Source organism: Actinomadura sp. KC345 (genome assembly GCF_004348515.1).
Lineage (GTDB): Bacteria > Actinomycetota > Actinomycetes > Streptosporangiales > Streptosporangiaceae > Spirillospora.
Genome location: NZ_SMKH01000059.1, coordinates 1 through 13,931, shown reverse-complemented (window position 1 = coordinate 13,931; position 13,931 = coordinate 1). Strand labels below are relative to the sequence as shown.

Here is a 13,931-nt window from a genome sequence, read left to right as displayed (position 1 = left end):
GGCAGCGGGCCGGTGCCCAGTGCGGGCAGCGGGCCGGTGCCGGGCCGATCGGCCTGGACGGGCGGCTGCGGGCCCGTGTTGGAACCGACCGCGGGCTGTGGACCCGTCCCGGGACCGACGGCGGGCAGCGGACCCGTCCCCGGACCGACCGCGGGCAGCGGACCCGTCCCCGGACCGACCGCGGGCAGCGGGCCCGTCCCAGGGTCCACCGTGGGCTGCGGGCCGCTTCCCGGGCCGACCCTGGGCAGCGGGCCGGTACCCAGTGCGGGCAGGGGGCCCGTGCCCAGTGCGGGCAGGGGGCCCGTGCCCAGTGCGGGCAGTGGGCCGGTGCCCGGCGGAGGCTCGGGAGCGGTCGTTCCCGGATCGACGGCGGGCTGCGGGCCCGTCCCGGTGCCGATCGCGGGCTGCGGGCCCGTCCCGGGTCCGGCGACGGGCTGCGGGCCGCTGCCCGGGGCGTTGGGGGCCGCCGGCGGGGGGATGTTTCCGTTCAGGTCCGGGGCGGTCAGGTTCGGGTCCGCCAAGGTGGACGCCGGGTCACCGGCGGTGCTCTCCTCGGCCAGCGCTCGGGCGAACTCCTCTTCCGGCCCTTCGACGGTCGCGTCCTGGAGCGGCTGAGCCGTCCTGAGCACGGCTTGGGCGGCCGGATCCACCTGGATCACCGGCCCCTGCGGCGGGCCCTGCACCTGCTGCGGCTGGGCGACCTGTCCCGGCGGGGCGACCGCGCCCGGCGGGCCCGCCTGCTGCGGCTGGACGACCGGGCCCGGCCCGGACTGGGCCGCGACGCGGTCCGCGGGCTTGGCCTCCTCCAGCATGGCCTCGAAGGCCTGCGTGACCGATGGGTCGACCGGCTGGAGCTCGGGGTCGTCGGCGTCGGACCTGAGCTCGCCGAGCCACTCCATCGACGGCTCGTCCGTTGATTCCCGAGTGGCGCGCCCGGAGGCGTGTGGCGGTTGCTCGCTCATGCGTTGACCAGTCTCTTGACAATGGAGGAGAAGAAGCCGAGCCCGTCGGTGGACGGGCCGGTCAGTGACTCCACGGCGTGCTCGGGATGAGGCATGAGCCCGACCACGTTGCCGGCCTCGTTGCAGATCCCGGCGATGTCATCGAGGGAGCCGTTGGGGTTCAGGTCGAGGTACCGGGCGACGATCCGGCCGGAGTCGGCCAGTTCGATCAGCGTCTCCCGGTCGGCGGTGTACCGGCCGTCCCGGTTCTTGATCGGGATGACGAGTTCCTGGCCCTCACGGTACTCGGTCGTCCAAGCGGTGTCGGTGTTCTCGACGCGAAGTCTCTGGTCGCGGCAGACGAAGTGCAGGCCGGCGTTCGGCAGCAGCGCGCCCGGCAGCAGGTGCGACTCGCACAGCACCTGGAAGCCGTTGCAGATGCCGAGGACCGGCAGGCCCGCCTCGGCGGCGGCCGCCAGTTCGGTCATGAGCGGTGCGAACCGGGCGATAGCCCCGGCCCGCAGGTAGTCCCCGTACGAGAACCCGCCGGGCAGGACGACCGCGTCGACCCCCTGCAGATCGTGGTCGCCGTGCCAGAGGGCGACCGGCTCGGCGCCGGCCAGCCGCACGGCACGTGCGGCGTCCTTGTCGTCGAGAGAACCGGGGAAGGTGATGACCCCGACCCGGGCAGCATCCATCTCTACTGTTCCTCCGAAATGAGGGGCGGCCGGGACGGGCGGTATCTCCTCCGCCGATCACCCCGCTGCGCGTCGCATTCCCCCCGCGCGCGTACCAATCTACCCGGCGCTGTGGACGAGATCGTTGTCGAGGCGCCGTACGAGCGCCTCGTCCCGCCAGCTCAGTCGCTTCCGCAGCCGGACGACGGTTCCCCTGTCGGGCGAACTGTCGATGTCCAGGTCGTCCACCAGCGCCCGCATGATTCTAAGCCCGCGCCCGGACTCTCCCAAAACCCCTCGATCCTCGGGGGCCGGGCGGGGCCCGCGGCCCCGGTCCATGATTTTGAGCACACAGGCGCCGTCGTCCACATGGCCTGTGACCTGGTACTCACCGGCCGTCCGGACGTGCTGGACGACGTTCGTGCACGCCTCGGAGGCGGCGACGAGCACGTCGTCGACGCAGTCCTCGGTGACGCCCAGCCCCCGCAGCGCGTCACCGACCACCCGCCGTACCACCGGGATGCTGAGCGCCTCGCGTGGGAGCGAGAGCGAGAACCTCATTTCCAACCCGGACACCTCGCGTCATGTGCCCCGGGCTTCCTGGCCGTTCCCCCGGTCCCCGGAGCGTGCTCGACGACTCGACGCACCTAACACTTCCCCGGCGGAATCTTCCGTAATCGCTATACTGGCAGGTCGTTCCGCGAAATCCGATCAAAGATCCAACCGACGGAAAGGCCCGCGCACACGTGGAACGCGCCGACTCCATCCGGAAGCCGAACGGTATTCGCCACAATTTCCGGTTAGAGAACGCGAACCTCGAAGTTCTCGATGACCGGGTTGGCGAGGAGCGTCTCGGCGATCTTGCCGACCTGCTCCAGGGCCGCCTCGTCGGCCTCCCCCTCCAGCTCGACCTCGAACCGCTTGCCCTGCCGGACGGCGACCACCCCGTCGAACCCCATCTGCGGAAGCTTCCGGGCGATCGCCTGCCCTTGCGGGTCGAGGATCTCCGGCTTGAGCATGACGTCGACGACGACACGCGCCACGACCGCCCCCCTCCTGGTCTGCGCTTTTCCTTACGATCCTGAAGCGTACGGCACCATGGCCCAGCAGGACCCATCCGCACCCCCGGAGCCGCCGATGAACATCGAGGACCTGACCCACCCGGAACGCCGTCTTTGGGAGGCTTTCCCGAAGGGCGAATCCGTCGACCTGTCGTCCGGCGACCCCGCCTACGACGACCTCGGGCAGGCCGACCGCTGGGGCGCCGAGCGGGTGGTCAGGGCGGAGGTCCTCGTCGCGCTGCTCGTCGGCGCGGTGGAGCCGCAGCCGGGTCAGGTCGCCGCGGTCCGGCTCGGCGGCGCCCGCATCACCGGCTCGCTGAACCTCGGCCACGCGGAGGTCGGCGTCCCCCTGGCCCTCACCGGCTGCTCGTTCGACGACGCGCCGCACCTGTACTGGGCGAGCATGAACAGCGTCCACCTGATGCGCTGCCGCCTTCCCGGCCTCATCGCGTCCGGTACCCGGGTCGACGGGCACCTGTGGCTGGAGAACAGCCGGATCTCCGGTGGCCTGTGGCTGGACGGCGCGAACATCACCGGCATCCTCAACATGTCGGGCGTCCAGCTGACCAACCCGGGCGGGGACGCGCTGCTCGCCGACCGCCTCACCGTCGAGGCCAACGTCTACTGCGACCAGGGCTTCACCGCGAACGGGGAGGTCCGGCTGCCCGGCGCCCGGGTCGGCGGGCAGCTGATCTTCCGGGGCGCGCGGCTGTACAACCCGTCCGGCGCCGCCCTGTACGCGAGCCGCCTGGACGTGGCCGCGAACGTGTTCTGCGACGGCGGGTTCAGCTCCGAAGGCGAGATCCGGCTCCGCGGCGCGAGCGTCGGCGGCTACCTGTCCTTCGTCGGCGCGCGGCTCTCGGCGCCCAAGCGCACCGCCCTGAACGCCGACGACCTGGCCGTCGAGACCGATGTCTACTGCTCGGACGGCTTCACCGCCACCGGCGCGGTCAGCTTCGCCGGCGCCCGCGTCACCGGGCAGCTCAGCCTCCGCGACGCCCGGCTGAGCAACGAGGAGGGGACGGCGCTCAGCGTGCAGCGCCTCCAGGCCGAGGAGCTCCTGCTGCGCACCGCCGAGCCGATCAAGGGCACCGCCGACCTGTCCTACGCCCGGATCAGCCTGCTGCGCGACGACGCCGCCTCCTGGCCGGAGCGCCTCCAGCTCGACGGCCTCCAGTACGAGACGCTCGAACCGCCGCTGACCGCCCGCCAGCGCCTCGACTGGCTCCACCGCGACACCGACGGCTACGCACCCCAGCCCTACGAGCGCCTCGCGCAGACCTACCGCGCCCTCGGCCTGGACTCCGACGGGCGCTCGGTCCTGCTCGCCAAGGCCCGGGACCGCCGCAAGACCCAGGGGATCCCCCGCAAGATCGTCGGCTGGCTGCAGGACGTCCTGGTCGGCTACGGCTACCGCCCGTTCCGCGCCGCGAGCTGGCTGATCGGCCTGCTCGCCTTCGGGACGATCGTCTTCTCCTTCCACAAGCCCAAGATCCTGAACGCCGACGACAGCCCCAACTTCAACCCGTTCATCTACACGCTCGACCTGCTCCTGCCCATCGGCGACCTCGGGCAGGAGAGAGTGTTCGCCCCCGACGGCGTCTACCAGTGGATCGCCATGCTCATCGTCACCTCCGGCCTGCTCCTCGGCCTGACGGTCGCCGCGGGCGCCACCCGGGCCCTCTCCCGCGAGTGACCCCCTCGGGGAGACGTCGTCGCTGGTGAGGCGCCGTCCGTCCGGGGGTCCGGGTCGGGTGGCGTGCACCACGCTGGGGTCAGGTGATCCGGGCCGGGGTAAGACCTCGGTCAGCGGGACTTGCATCACCTGGTGTGATGTCTGCCACGATGGCATTAGCGGCTTTTGTCCCTTACCGGGGCTTTGAGCCGTTGACATCGGCCGGACGCGCGGCGATCCCGTGCACCGGCCCCGAACGAGGAGTGTCATCGATGACGATCGACTCCGTGCGCGGCGCGCCCGACATCCCCGAGGTCGCCGAGCCAGAGCTCATCCAGCTGCTCACCCCCGAGGGCGAGCGCGTCGAGCATCCCGACTACCCACTGGACCTCAGCGCAGAGGACGTGCGCGATCTGTACCGCGATCTCGTGATCGTGCGCCGGATCGACCTGGAGGCAGTCGCGCTCACCCGGCAGGGCGAGCTCGGCCTTTGGGCGTCCCTCCTCGGGCAGGAGGCCGCGCAGGTCGGGTCGGGACGCGCCCTGACCGAACACGACATGGCGTTCCCGACGTACCGGGAGCACGGCGTGGCGTGGTGCAGGGAAGTGGAGCCGCTGAATCTGCTCGGCCTGTTCCGGGGCGTCAACCACGGCGGGTGGAATCCCGCCGACCACGGTTTCCACCTGTACACCGTCGTGATCGGCAGCCAGACGCTGCACGCGACCGGGTACGCGATGGGCATCCAGCGGGACGGCGTCCTGGGCACGTCGTCAGCGGGCGCGACGATCGCCTACTTCGGGGACGGGGCGACGTCCCAAGGCGACGTGAACGAGTCGTTCGTGTTCGCCTCGGTGTTCAACGCCCCCGTCGTGTTCTTCTGCCAGAACAACCAGTGGGCCATCTCAGAGCCCCTCGAACGGCAGACCAGGATCCCCCTCTACAAGAGGGCGAACGGATACGGGTTCCCAGGCTTCCGGGTGGACGGCAACGACGTCTTCGCCTGCTTGGCCGTGACCAGGAAGGCCTTGGAGAACGCCCGTACGGGGCAGGGCCCGAGCCTCATCGAGGCGTACACGTACCGGATGGGCGCCCACACGACGTCGGACGACCCCACGCGCTACCGCCTCAAGGCGGAAGAGGAGGCGTGGAAGCTCAAGGACCCGATCGAGCGCCTCAAGGCGTACCTGGTCCGCAACGAGCTGGCCGACTCGGGCTTCTTCGCCAAGGTCGACGACGAGGCCAAGCAGGTGGCCAAGGATCTGCGGGAGGCGTGCCTGGCGCTGCCGGACCCGGAACCGCTGTCGATGTTCGACCACGTATACGCGGAACGGCACCCCATGATGACCGAGGAGCAGGAGCAGTTCGCCGCCTACCTGGCCTCGTTCGAGGAGGAGGCGAAGTGAGCACCCTGACCCTCGGCAAAGCCATGAACGAGGGCCTGCGCAAGGCCATGGAGAACGACCCGAAGGTCCTCGTGATGGGTGAGGACGTCGGGAAGCTCGGCGGCGTCTTCCGCATCACGGACGGCCTGCAGAAGGACTTCGGCGAGGAGCGCGTCATCGACACGCCGCTCGCCGAGTCGGGCATCGTCGGGACCGCGATCGGCCTGGCGCTGCGCGGCTACCGTCCCGTGTGCGAGATCCAGTTCGACGGGTTCGTGTTCCCGGCCGCCGACCAGATCATCACACAGCTGGCGAAGATGCGGATGCGCTCGCTCGGCGCGCTGTCGCTGCCGGTCGTCATCCGGATCCCGTGCGGCGGCGGCATCGGCGCGGTGGAGCACCACTCGGAGTCCCCCGAGGCGTACTTCACGCACACGGCCGGCCTGCGGGTGGTCGCGTGCTCGAACCCGGCGGACACGTACTCGATGATCCAGCAGTCGATCGCCTCGCCCGACCCGGTGATCTTCTTCGAGCCGAAGCGGCGGTACTGGGACAAGGCCGAGGTCGACGTCGACTCGACGGACTGGACGCCGCTCCACGAGGCCAGGGTCGTCCAGCCGGGCGAGCACGTGACCGTCCTGGCCTACGGGCCGTCGGTGAAGACCTGCCTGGAGGCCGCCGCCGCGGCCGCCGAGGAGGGGCGGTCGCTGGAGGTCATCGACCTGCGCTCGCTCAACCCGCTCGACATCGGCACCGTGGTGGGGTCGGTCGAGCGGACGGGACGCTGCGTCGTCGTCCACGAGGCGCCGGTGTTCAACGGGTTCGGCGCCGAACTGGCCGCGCGGATCACCGAGAAGTGCTTCTACCGGCTGGAGTCGCCGGTACTGCGGGTCGGCGGCTTCTCCACGCCCTACCCGCCCTCGCGCAACGAGGACCACTACCTGCCCGACCTCGACCGCATCCTGGACGCGGTCGACCGGACTTTCGGATGGTGATCATGACCCTGGAAGTCGAGAACTCCCCCGCGCTCATTGACGCGGTCGACCGGACCTTCGCGTGGTGACGCCGGTGAGCCAGCCGAAGATCTTCAGACTGCCGGACGTCGGCGAGGGCCTGACCGAGGCCGAGATCGTCAAGTGGCACGTCCAACCGGGTGACACGGTCGAGATCAACCAGACCATCGTCGAGATCGAGACGGCGAAGGCGATCGTGGAGCTGCCCTGCCCGTTCGAGGGCGTGGTGTCCGAGCTGATGGTCACCGAGGGTGAGACCGTCGACGTCGGCAAGCCGATCATCTCAGTGGACGCCGAGGGCGAAGGCGGCGTGGCGACGCCGGTCTCCGAGCCTCCGGCGCAGGCGGCCGCCATCAAGGAAGAGGGCGTGCCCCGCGTCGAGGAGCCGGGCATGGTGTCTCCGGAGGAGCCGCCGAAGCGCCAGCCCGTCCTGGTCGGGTACGGGGTCAAGGAGAGCACGACCAGGCGCCGTCCGCGCAAGGCCGCCGCGAACGGGGCGCCACCTCCGCCTCAGGCCGCGGCTCCAGCGCCACCGGCCCCTCGTCCACAGCCTGTGGACAACGGGTTGCCGCTGGCCAAGCCGCCCGTCCGGAAGATGGCCAAGGACCTCGGCATCGACCTCGCGACCATCACGGGTTCGGGCCCGCAGGGTTCGATCACGCGCGACGACGTCCTCGCCGCGCAGTCCGGCGCGGAAGCACCCGTGCAGGCCGGGCCGCGGGAGGAGCGCGTGCCGGTCAAGGGCGTCCGCAAGGCGACCGCGGCGGCGATGTCCGGCTCGGCGTTCACCGCGCCGCACGTCACCGAGTTCCTCCAGGTGGACGTGACGCGGACGATGGAGACCGTGAAGCGGCTCCGCGAGCTGCCCGAGTTCGCGGACGTGAAGGTGTCCCCGCTGCTGCTGGTGGCGCGGGCGCTGCTCACGGCCGTGGCGCGCAATCCCCAGGTGAACTCCTCGTGGGCGGACGGCCCGTCCGGCGCGGAGATCGTCGTCAAGCGCTACGTGAACCTGGGGATCGCGGCGGCCACCGACCGCGGCCTGATCGTCCCGAAGGTCAAGGACGCCCAGGACCTCGACCTGCCCGGCCTGGCCCGCGCGATCAACGCGCTGACCGAGAAGGCGCGGGCGGGCAAGGCGTCCCCGGCCGACCTGTCCGACGGGACGATCACGATCACGAACGTGGGCGTGTTCGGCGTGGACACCGGAACCCCGATCCTCACCCCCGGTGAGGCCGCGATCCTGGCGTTCGGCCAGATCCGGGACATGCCGTGGGTGCACGAGGGCGAGCTGGCGATCCGGAAGGTCACCACGCTGTCGCTGTCGTTCGACCACCGGATCGTGGACGGCGAACTGGGCTCGCGGGTGCTCCGCGACGTCGGCGACATGCTGGAGGACCCGATCCGCATGCTCGCCTGGTCCTGACCGGTCAAGGTCCGTGGGGCCGGTGCCGCGCTTGTGGCACCGGCCCCGCACACGTCCCCCTCAGGGACGCCGCACCGAGAAGGTCAATGACCGGGCATGAAGCCGTCCGCCTCGTAGTCTCGCCCCATGGCAGACTCCTCGATCCACCTGCGCATCGGCCGGGACGAGCTGGTGATCCGCCGACGGTACGAGACGCTCTCGATCGTCAACGACTTCGGTGCCGCGATGCTGTTTCTGGTGGGAAGCGTGCTGTTCTTCTCCGAATCGACCATGTACGCCGGAACGTGGCTTTTCGTGATCGGATCCGTGCTGTTCTGCCTGCGTCCGACGATCCGTCTGACGCGCCGCTTCCATCTGCAAAAGCGGTACAGGGGCGGGATGGCCGGGTCGCACGAGTCGTCGATGGACTTTTAAGGGTCACTGCACGGGAACGTCCTCGAACTCGCCGAAGGGGCCGCCCGCGAAGGTGACGGACGAGACGTCCCCGGGCGGGGCCGGGAGGTAGGCGAAGCCGCGGACGGGCGCGTCGACGGCCGTGCGGAAGGCGGCCCTGGTGGAGCCCACGTAGGCTGCGGGCCTGCCGGGTTGGACCTGGCCTATTCGGACGGCACGGTACACGTCCTCGCGGCCCGGGACCTGGATGGAGAACGCGGTGAACACGCCTCCCGGATGGTCCTTGTGCGTGTAGGAGGCGTTGGCCGGGGTGGAGCCGGGCCCCTCGTTCAGGATGTCGAACACGGCGACGATGTAGGCGCCGTCCCGGTAGAAGGGTTTGACGTCCAAGCGCCGCTTGGCCTCCCCGAACCGCGCGGACCGGCTGGCGACCGTCTTGCCGTCCTCTGGCCGAAACTCGGCCGGGGCACCGGCGGGCCTGCTCGCGCTACCAGGCGGGGAACCGGCCGATGCGCTGGGAGAGCCACTGGACGCATCGTCCTCGGCCCCGCCCTCGATGACGTCGTACAGGACGGCTGGATTGCTGCTCGCCTGCGCGGACGGTCCAGCGGACCCTTCCGGTCCGATGGGGCTCTGCGTGCCTGTGGGCGCTCCCCGGCCGCCGGGGGTACTCGGGGCGGTGGTCGTGGCGCCCATGGGGATGCCGGGGTCCTCGGGGGTGCCCGCGTCTGTGGAGGTGCCGGTCACCGGGATGCCGGGGAACTCGCCCGCCGTCCCCGGGGTCAGGGCGGTGACCTTCTCGACGTTCTGCGGGATGGCCGGGTACTCGGCGGCCATCTCGCGGGTCGCGCCGGGCGCGAAACCGTCGCCGCTCGTGGAGCCGGTGGGCTTGTAGAGCCGACGCCCGACCGGATCGAGCAGATTGATGGCGAAGGCGACGGACTTCGCGGACGAGTCCAAGGACGTCACGCTGTAGCGCAGCACCGACTTGGCACCCTGCCGCTCGACGCCCTTGATGGCGATGCGCGCGTGCAGCCCGTCCGGACCCCCGAACCAGCCCTCCTTGGCGAACGTCCCCTCGGCTTTCGCGGGACGGGTGGAGCTACCGGTTCCGGCGGTCGGCGGATCGACCTGCACCGCCTTTCCAGCGTCGGCACAGCCGCTGAGCAGCAGCCCCGAAACAGAGATGGCGAGGGGCAGGGAACGGCGCATCGATCATCCGTCGGGGGGAGGACGGGCAGGAGGACGGGGCCACAGTAGTCACCCCCGACGCACCTCGCCATACCTCCGACAAAGCGCACCATCGGTGCATTGAAACCGACAGCCGACTCGGCCGTTGCCGGGACGGCGGTGGAGAGGCTTCGACGGACGACCATCCTGCGACCCGGGTTCTCGCCCATCCAGGCTCCTCCCCACTTGTGGGGGGCAGGGTTGAACCTCATGAGACGGTCGTCGCAAACGTCCGTCAGAGGTCCCGGATTACCTCTACGAAGCGCCTGAAGTCACCACGATGCACAAAGACCTTGCAACCGTCGTGGTCCTTGCTATCACGGATGACAACACCTCCCGGCGTAGCCGCCAACCTAACGTAGCGTCCCCTGAATCATTGCCACGGCAGGACTTCTTCCAAACTGCCGCACTCAGGTCCCATCGCCTTTAACTATTTCCCGGATCGAGACCCTTGTTCATGCCAAGATTCACGCAACGCCGACGCAACAACGCACGGAAGTAGTTTAAATACTCTTGAGGACGCTGGCAAAATTCCGAAAATCAACGTGGCCAATGACCAACTTGGGACCATCAGGATCCTTGCTGTCCCGGACCGCCACCATACCGAGGAAGGATGTGACTTCGACGCACTGGTCTCCGTCATCGTGGCTACGGGACGCCTTGCGCCAAATCGCCTTACTCAGGTCCATCTTTCTTCGATCACCTCTCTGATCAGCGCTCGCGAATCCTCTGTATTGAGCGACTGTGCATTCAATGTGTGCATCACTTCGCTGATCTTTGCAAGCTCGGACGGATCACGGGTCGTTTCACCTCCCGTGGCTTTAACGATGTAGGCGATCTCACTTCTGTCGCCCTGAGTCGCGATGGTGAACGACGCTCGGACACCTCGGTAATAGCGTGTCCTGGCAATCTGTAGGAAGATCCCTTGTTTCTGAGATAGCTCGATCAGGTACTCGAGTTGCTCGCGCATGACCTCCTTGGAACCGGTCTGGCGGTGCAGGACGCTCTCCTCCATGACCACACTGATCATGGGGCGCGGCGTTCTGGACAAAAGCGCCTGACGCTTCATCCGGGTGGCTACCGCCTCCTCATCGACTAGCAGGACACGAGCATACGCCTCCGTCTGAAACAGCCCATAGACCAGATAGTTCTCATACACCCGCAGCTGGTCAGCCGACGCTTCCGCTTTCGGGAAGGCCACGAAGTGGGTCGGGTACCTGACCTGCTTGATCTGCTCCAGAAGGTCATCCCACGCCTGGACGACCTCGCCTCCGGCGTTGAGCACGTTGTCCACGCGTCCGGCGAAGTCTCGGCGGCACTTCGTCCGGCCACACTCCACGTGGCTGACATAGGACCGCGCCACGTTGACAAGGTCCGCCAATTGGCCCTGCTTCAGGCCAACTGCCTCACGGCACCGCTTGACCACGGTCCCGAAGCCGACCAGCTCAGGATCGATCTTCGGCCGGGCGCCACCAGTTGCGGCCATGGGTGCTCTCCTCATGAATGCTAGTAGCGCGCTAGTGGCTGCTACCTGAATGTGGCTACTTCACGACTCTCCTGAGATTGTAGGGCGCCACATGGCCTGATGGTGGTTGTTCAATCACACAGGGTGATCACAGCGGGTTCTTCCGGTTTGGCGGGTTGGCCTCGTTTGCGATCAGCCTCCGTCCAGGCTGGAGGGGTTCACCGATGCCCGCGGTCATGCTCGCGCCAGAGGCGCCGCCGCTCGTCCTCGTTCCGTCCGACGAGGCGCCCGCGAAAGCGCGCCGCTATCTCACCGACCGATTCCACGAACTCGGGCACGCCGACGACTTCGTCGGTCGGCTCGTGGTTACCGAGCTGGTTACCAACAGCTACAAGCACGTCGGGATCGGACACATCGTCGTGCGGATCTTCCCGGACGTCCGCGAACCGCTCACCGTCATCGAGGTCTGGGACGAGAGCAGCGCCCTCCCCGTCGTCCAGGGCAAGGACGACGACGCCGAGAGCGGGCGCGGCCTGCTGCTGATGGCGCAACTCGTCCACGACTGGGGCGTCCGCCCGCTCAACGAGGAAGGAAAGATCACATGGGCCCGCTGCGCCCGCTGAACGTCCAGGCGGACCGTCACCTGCTGCGATGGCGGACCCGCCGTCCACCGCTGCTCTGGGTGTTCGCGTTCGGCCCGACGAGCACGTTCGCGTCGCGGTGGGCGTCCACGCCACTCCCGGAACCTCCCGATGCCCGGGTGGGCAGGGCATCCCACCGACCTCGCCTACTGGACGTCCGCGGTCTCCACGCCAAAGAGGGCCGGGTCCACGTCCGGGACGGCCAAGCGCGGGTTGGCGCCGGCGGCGACCACACGCATCACGAAGCCGGCGGTTTCCTCGGCCTGCCGGGCGGCGGTGAGCCCGCCCAGTACCGCAGCCCGCGCCCCGAGATCGCCGACCAGCGCCGTCGCCCGGTTCAGGGCGCCTGCGTCGTCGCCGCAGATCGCGACGACCGGAGAGGAGCCCACCTCGCCGGTGAACGGCCAGGATGCGCCGGCGAACAGATGCAGTGCCTTGACCACGTGGGCGCCGACCGCGAGATCGGCGACCAACTCGGCGGCCGATCCGGTCTCCGGGAGCAGGCGCCCGGTCGCGTAGTCCACAGGGTTGGTGGTGTCGATGACGGTCTTCCCCGACAGCATCCCGTCCGGGCCGCCGATGAGCCTCAGCGCTTCCTCCAGCCCGCCCCAGGCGATCGCGACCACGATGGCCTCGGCCTGTTCTGCGAACTGTCCCGGGGCGATCGGCGTCGCGGCGCCGATCTGCTCAGCGGCGGCCTTCGCGCGGTCGGGGTCACGGCCCGTGACCACGATGGCGTTCCCAGCGGTCGCCCACGCCTTCCCCAGTGCCACCGCGAGGTTTCCGGTCCCGAGCAGTCCGATGTTCATCGTGATCTCCTTCGTCTCGTGAGGTGTCATGAAGACGCTAGGAGGCCCGCTCCTACCAATCGGTAGGGGCGCGGGATGACAGAATGTGCTGGTGAACGGACAGGGCTGCGAGACCTTCATCTCGGACTGCCACGTGCGATCGGCGGTGGAACTCGTCAACCACACGTGGGACCCGGTCGTCCTCTCTGCTCTGCGCATGGGCCCCACCCGCCGCAGCGTCCTCTTGGAACGCATCGCCGGGGTGAGCGACAAGGTGCTGACCGACTCCCTCCGACGTCTGGCCGCGCGCGGCCTGGTCGAGAGAACACCACGCGAATCAGGGCGCGACGCCGCCGTCTACGAACTCACGCCGTTGGGGACGTCCTTCGCCAACGGTCCCTTGGCCCACCTCGCCGAGTGGGCGGCCGAGAACCAGGCCGAACTGTCAGCAACCTCATGACCCGCAACAGGTAGACGCTTCGCTCTGGCCGCCTTCACCCGAGCCGCTGCGGTCAGGTGCCTCGGGGGGTGTACATGATGATTGCGACTCCGGTCAGGCATATCAGGGCGCCGATGACGTCCCAGCGGTCGGGGCGGAAGCCGTCGAGGGCCATGCCCCAGGCCAGGGAACCGGCGACGAACACGCCGCCGTAGGCGGCCAGGATGCGGCCGAAGTTGGCGTCGGGCTGCAGGGTCGCGACGAACCCGTACAGTCCGAGCGCGATGACGCCGGCGCCGATCCAGAGCCGGCCGCGGTGCTCGCGGACGCCCTGCCAGACCAGCCAGGCGCCTGCGATCTCGAACAGGGCGGCGACGGCGAACAGGGCGATGGAGCGGGCGATGAGCACGGCGGCGGATCTTTCTGGTCAGGCCGGGACAGCAGGGGCGGCGGCGGTGGTCAGGTTCGCGGGCCGAACAGGTCGGTGAGCATCGCGGCGCCTGCTTCGGCCGTGCGTACTTCCAGGTGCAGGTCGGGGCCGTCGAGGTCGAGGCGGAAGCCGAGGAACGGGCAGCATCGCTGCTCGTCGGCCGCCAGTGCCGCGACGGCGGCCGCCCGGTCGGCGGGAAGGGTGAGCCGGAATCCGCCCTCGATCTCCTGGCGTGCGGCGCCCTCGATGAGTCGGCGCCACTGGGCGACGCGTTCGCTCTGGCCGTCGCCGTCCAGCGAGCAGGCGACCGGAGCCGTCCGCCAGCGTTCGCTTTCGGCGGCTTGCCGGGTGGGCAGAACGGCGACGTCCACGG

15 protein-coding genes and 1 pseudogene are annotated in these 13,931 nt (G+C 69.4%); 7 read left to right on the top strand and 9 right to left on the bottom strand.

Annotated elements, in window-relative coordinates; all coding sequences use genetic code 11:
* Nucleotides 1-958: 958 nt before the first annotated feature.
* The 3 genes from purQ to purS all read right to left on the bottom strand — a co-directional run bounded on the left by purQ (nucleotide 959) and on the right by purS (nucleotide 2,661).
* Nucleotides 959-1,639, bottom strand: a complete 681-nt coding sequence (gene purQ, locus E1281_RS12800; protein ID WP_131877694.1) for a phosphoribosylformylglycinamidine synthase subunit PurQ — start codon at nucleotides 1,637-1,639, stop codon at nucleotides 959-961.
* A 99-nt stretch (nucleotides 1,640-1,738) separates the two neighbouring features.
* Nucleotides 1,739-2,179, bottom strand: a complete 441-nt coding sequence (locus E1281_RS12795; RefSeq protein WP_243716907.1) for an ATP-binding protein — start codon at nucleotides 2,177-2,179, stop codon at nucleotides 1,739-1,741.
* 239 nt (nucleotides 2,180-2,418) lie between these two features.
* Entirely contained in the window at nucleotides 2,419-2,661 is a 243-nt protein-coding gene (gene purS / locus E1281_RS12790; RefSeq protein ID WP_131877690.1) for a phosphoribosylformylglycinamidine synthase subunit PurS, read from the bottom strand.
* Nucleotides 2,662-2,755: 94 nt separating this feature from the next.
* On the opposite strand from purS, the gene E1281_RS12785 reads away from it, so the two are divergent.
* The 5 genes from E1281_RS12785 to E1281_RS12765 all read left to right on the top strand — a co-directional run bounded on the left by E1281_RS12785 (nucleotide 2,756) and on the right by E1281_RS12765 (nucleotide 8,586).
* The gene (locus E1281_RS12785; RefSeq protein ID WP_131877688.1) at nucleotides 2,756-4,375 is read left to right on the top strand and encodes a hypothetical protein; all 1,620 of its coding nucleotides are present in this window, start codon (nucleotides 2,756-2,758) and stop codon (nucleotides 4,373-4,375) included.
* A 251-nt stretch (nucleotides 4,376-4,626) separates the two neighbouring features.
* Nucleotides 4,627-5,757 (top strand): pyruvate dehydrogenase (acetyl-transferring) E1 component subunit alpha, encoded by a 1,131-nt coding sequence (gene pdhA / locus E1281_RS12780; RefSeq protein WP_131877686.1) that lies wholly within the window; start codon nucleotides 4,627-4,629, stop codon nucleotides 5,755-5,757.
* Nucleotides 5,754-6,731 (top strand): alpha-ketoacid dehydrogenase subunit beta, encoded by a 978-nt coding sequence (locus tag E1281_RS12775; RefSeq protein ID WP_131877684.1) that lies wholly within the window; start codon nucleotides 5,754-5,756, stop codon nucleotides 6,729-6,731. The genes pdhA and E1281_RS12775 overlap by 4 nt, the downstream gene beginning before the upstream one ends.
* 73 nt (nucleotides 6,732-6,804) lie before the next feature.
* The gene (locus E1281_RS12770; RefSeq protein ID WP_131877682.1) at nucleotides 6,805-8,172 is read left to right on the top strand and encodes a dihydrolipoamide acetyltransferase family protein; all 1,368 of its coding nucleotides are present in this window, start codon (nucleotides 6,805-6,807) and stop codon (nucleotides 8,170-8,172) included.
* A gap of 126 nt (nucleotides 8,173-8,298) precedes the next feature.
* Entirely contained in the window at nucleotides 8,299-8,586 is a 288-nt protein-coding gene (locus tag E1281_RS12765; protein WP_131877680.1) for a YrhK family protein, read from the top strand.
* A gap of 3 nt (nucleotides 8,587-8,589) precedes the next feature.
* On the opposite strand, the gene E1281_RS12760 is transcribed toward E1281_RS12765, so the two are convergent.
* From E1281_RS12760 to E1281_RS12745, 3 genes are all read right to left on the bottom strand, one after another.
* Nucleotides 8,590-9,777 carry a hypothetical protein gene (locus E1281_RS12760; RefSeq protein WP_131877678.1) on the bottom strand — a complete coding sequence of 396 codons (1,188 nt, stop codon included), beginning with the start codon at nucleotides 9,775-9,777 and terminating at the stop codon, nucleotides 8,590-8,592.
* A gap of 521 nt (nucleotides 9,778-10,298) precedes the next feature.
* A complete protein-coding gene (locus E1281_RS12750; RefSeq protein ID WP_131877676.1) occupies nucleotides 10,299-10,484 on the bottom strand; it encodes a DUF397 domain-containing protein in 186 nt (61 codons plus the stop codon).
* Nucleotides 10,475-11,281, bottom strand: coding sequence for a helix-turn-helix transcriptional regulator (locus E1281_RS12745; RefSeq protein ID WP_165958894.1), 807 nt, complete (start codon nucleotides 11,279-11,281; stop codon nucleotides 10,475-10,477). Before E1281_RS12745 ends, E1281_RS12750 begins: the two co-directional genes overlap by 10 nt.
* Nucleotides 11,282-11,484: 203 nt before the next feature.
* Here E1281_RS12745 and E1281_RS12740 point away from each other — a divergent pair, with 203 nt between their 5' ends.
* Nucleotides 11,485-11,883, top strand: coding sequence for an ATP-binding protein (locus tag E1281_RS12740; protein ID WP_131877672.1), 399 nt, complete (start codon nucleotides 11,485-11,487; stop codon nucleotides 11,881-11,883).
* Nucleotides 11,884-12,047: 164 nt separating this feature from the next.
* Here E1281_RS12740 and E1281_RS12735 read toward each other — a convergent pair whose 3' ends face one another.
* Nucleotides 12,048-12,710: an NAD(P)-binding domain-containing protein gene (locus E1281_RS12735; RefSeq protein ID WP_131877670.1), complete on the bottom strand. Its 663-nt coding sequence runs from the start codon at nucleotides 12,708-12,710 to the stop codon at nucleotides 12,048-12,050.
* Between the two features lie 91 nt (nucleotides 12,711-12,801).
* Between E1281_RS12735 and E1281_RS12730 the strand changes: the two genes are divergently transcribed.
* Nucleotides 12,802-13,149, top strand: coding sequence for a helix-turn-helix domain-containing protein (locus E1281_RS12730; protein WP_131877668.1), 348 nt, complete (start codon nucleotides 12,802-12,804; stop codon nucleotides 13,147-13,149).
* A 52-nt stretch (nucleotides 13,150-13,201) separates the two neighbouring features.
* Here E1281_RS12730 and E1281_RS12725 read toward each other — a convergent pair whose 3' ends face one another.
* Both E1281_RS12725 and E1281_RS40200 read right to left on the bottom strand, forming a co-directional pair.
* Nucleotides 13,202-13,537 carry a YnfA family protein gene (locus tag E1281_RS12725; RefSeq protein ID WP_131877666.1) on the bottom strand — a complete coding sequence of 112 codons (336 nt, stop codon included), beginning with the start codon at nucleotides 13,535-13,537 and terminating at the stop codon, nucleotides 13,202-13,204.
* 50 nt (nucleotides 13,538-13,587) lie between these two features.
* Nucleotides 13,588-13,931, bottom strand: a pseudogene (locus E1281_RS40200) (hypothetical protein); the annotation flags it as partial.

What these genes read in the sequence shown, in the direction of transcription:
- purQ (WP_131877694.1), bottom strand. Translation starts at nt 1,639, where the DNA reads ATGGATGCTGCCCGGGTCGGGGTCATCACCTTCCCCGGTTCTCTCGAC.
- E1281_RS12795 (WP_243716907.1), bottom strand. Translation starts at nt 2,179, where the DNA reads ATGAGGTTCTCGCTCTCGCTCCCACGCGAGGCGCTCAGCATCCCGGTG.
- E1281_RS12785 (WP_131877688.1), top strand. Translation starts at nt 2,756, where the DNA reads ATGAACATCGAGGACCTGACCCACCCGGAACGCCGTCTTTGGGAGGCT.
- pdhA (WP_131877686.1), top strand. Translation starts at nt 4,627, where the DNA reads ATGACGATCGACTCCGTGCGCGGCGCGCCCGACATCCCCGAGGTCGCC.
- E1281_RS12765 (WP_131877680.1), top strand. Translation starts at nt 8,299, where the DNA reads ATGGCAGACTCCTCGATCCACCTGCGCATCGGCCGGGACGAGCTGGTG.
- E1281_RS12760 (WP_131877678.1), bottom strand. Translation starts at nt 9,777, where the DNA reads ATGCGCCGTTCCCTGCCCCTCGCCATCTCTGTTTCGGGGCTGCTGCTC.
- E1281_RS12750 (WP_131877676.1), bottom strand. Translation starts at nt 10,484, where the DNA reads ATGGACCTGAGTAAGGCGATTTGGCGCAAGGCGTCCCGTAGCCACGAT.
- E1281_RS12745 (WP_165958894.1), bottom strand. Translation starts at nt 11,281, where the DNA reads ATGGCCGCAACTGGTGGCGCCCGGCCGAAGATCGATCCTGAGCTGGTC.
- E1281_RS12740 (WP_131877672.1), top strand. Translation starts at nt 11,485, where the DNA reads ATGCCCGCGGTCATGCTCGCGCCAGAGGCGCCGCCGCTCGTCCTCGTT.
- E1281_RS12735 (WP_131877670.1), bottom strand. Translation starts at nt 12,710, where the DNA reads ATGAACATCGGACTGCTCGGGACCGGAAACCTCGCGGTGGCACTGGGG.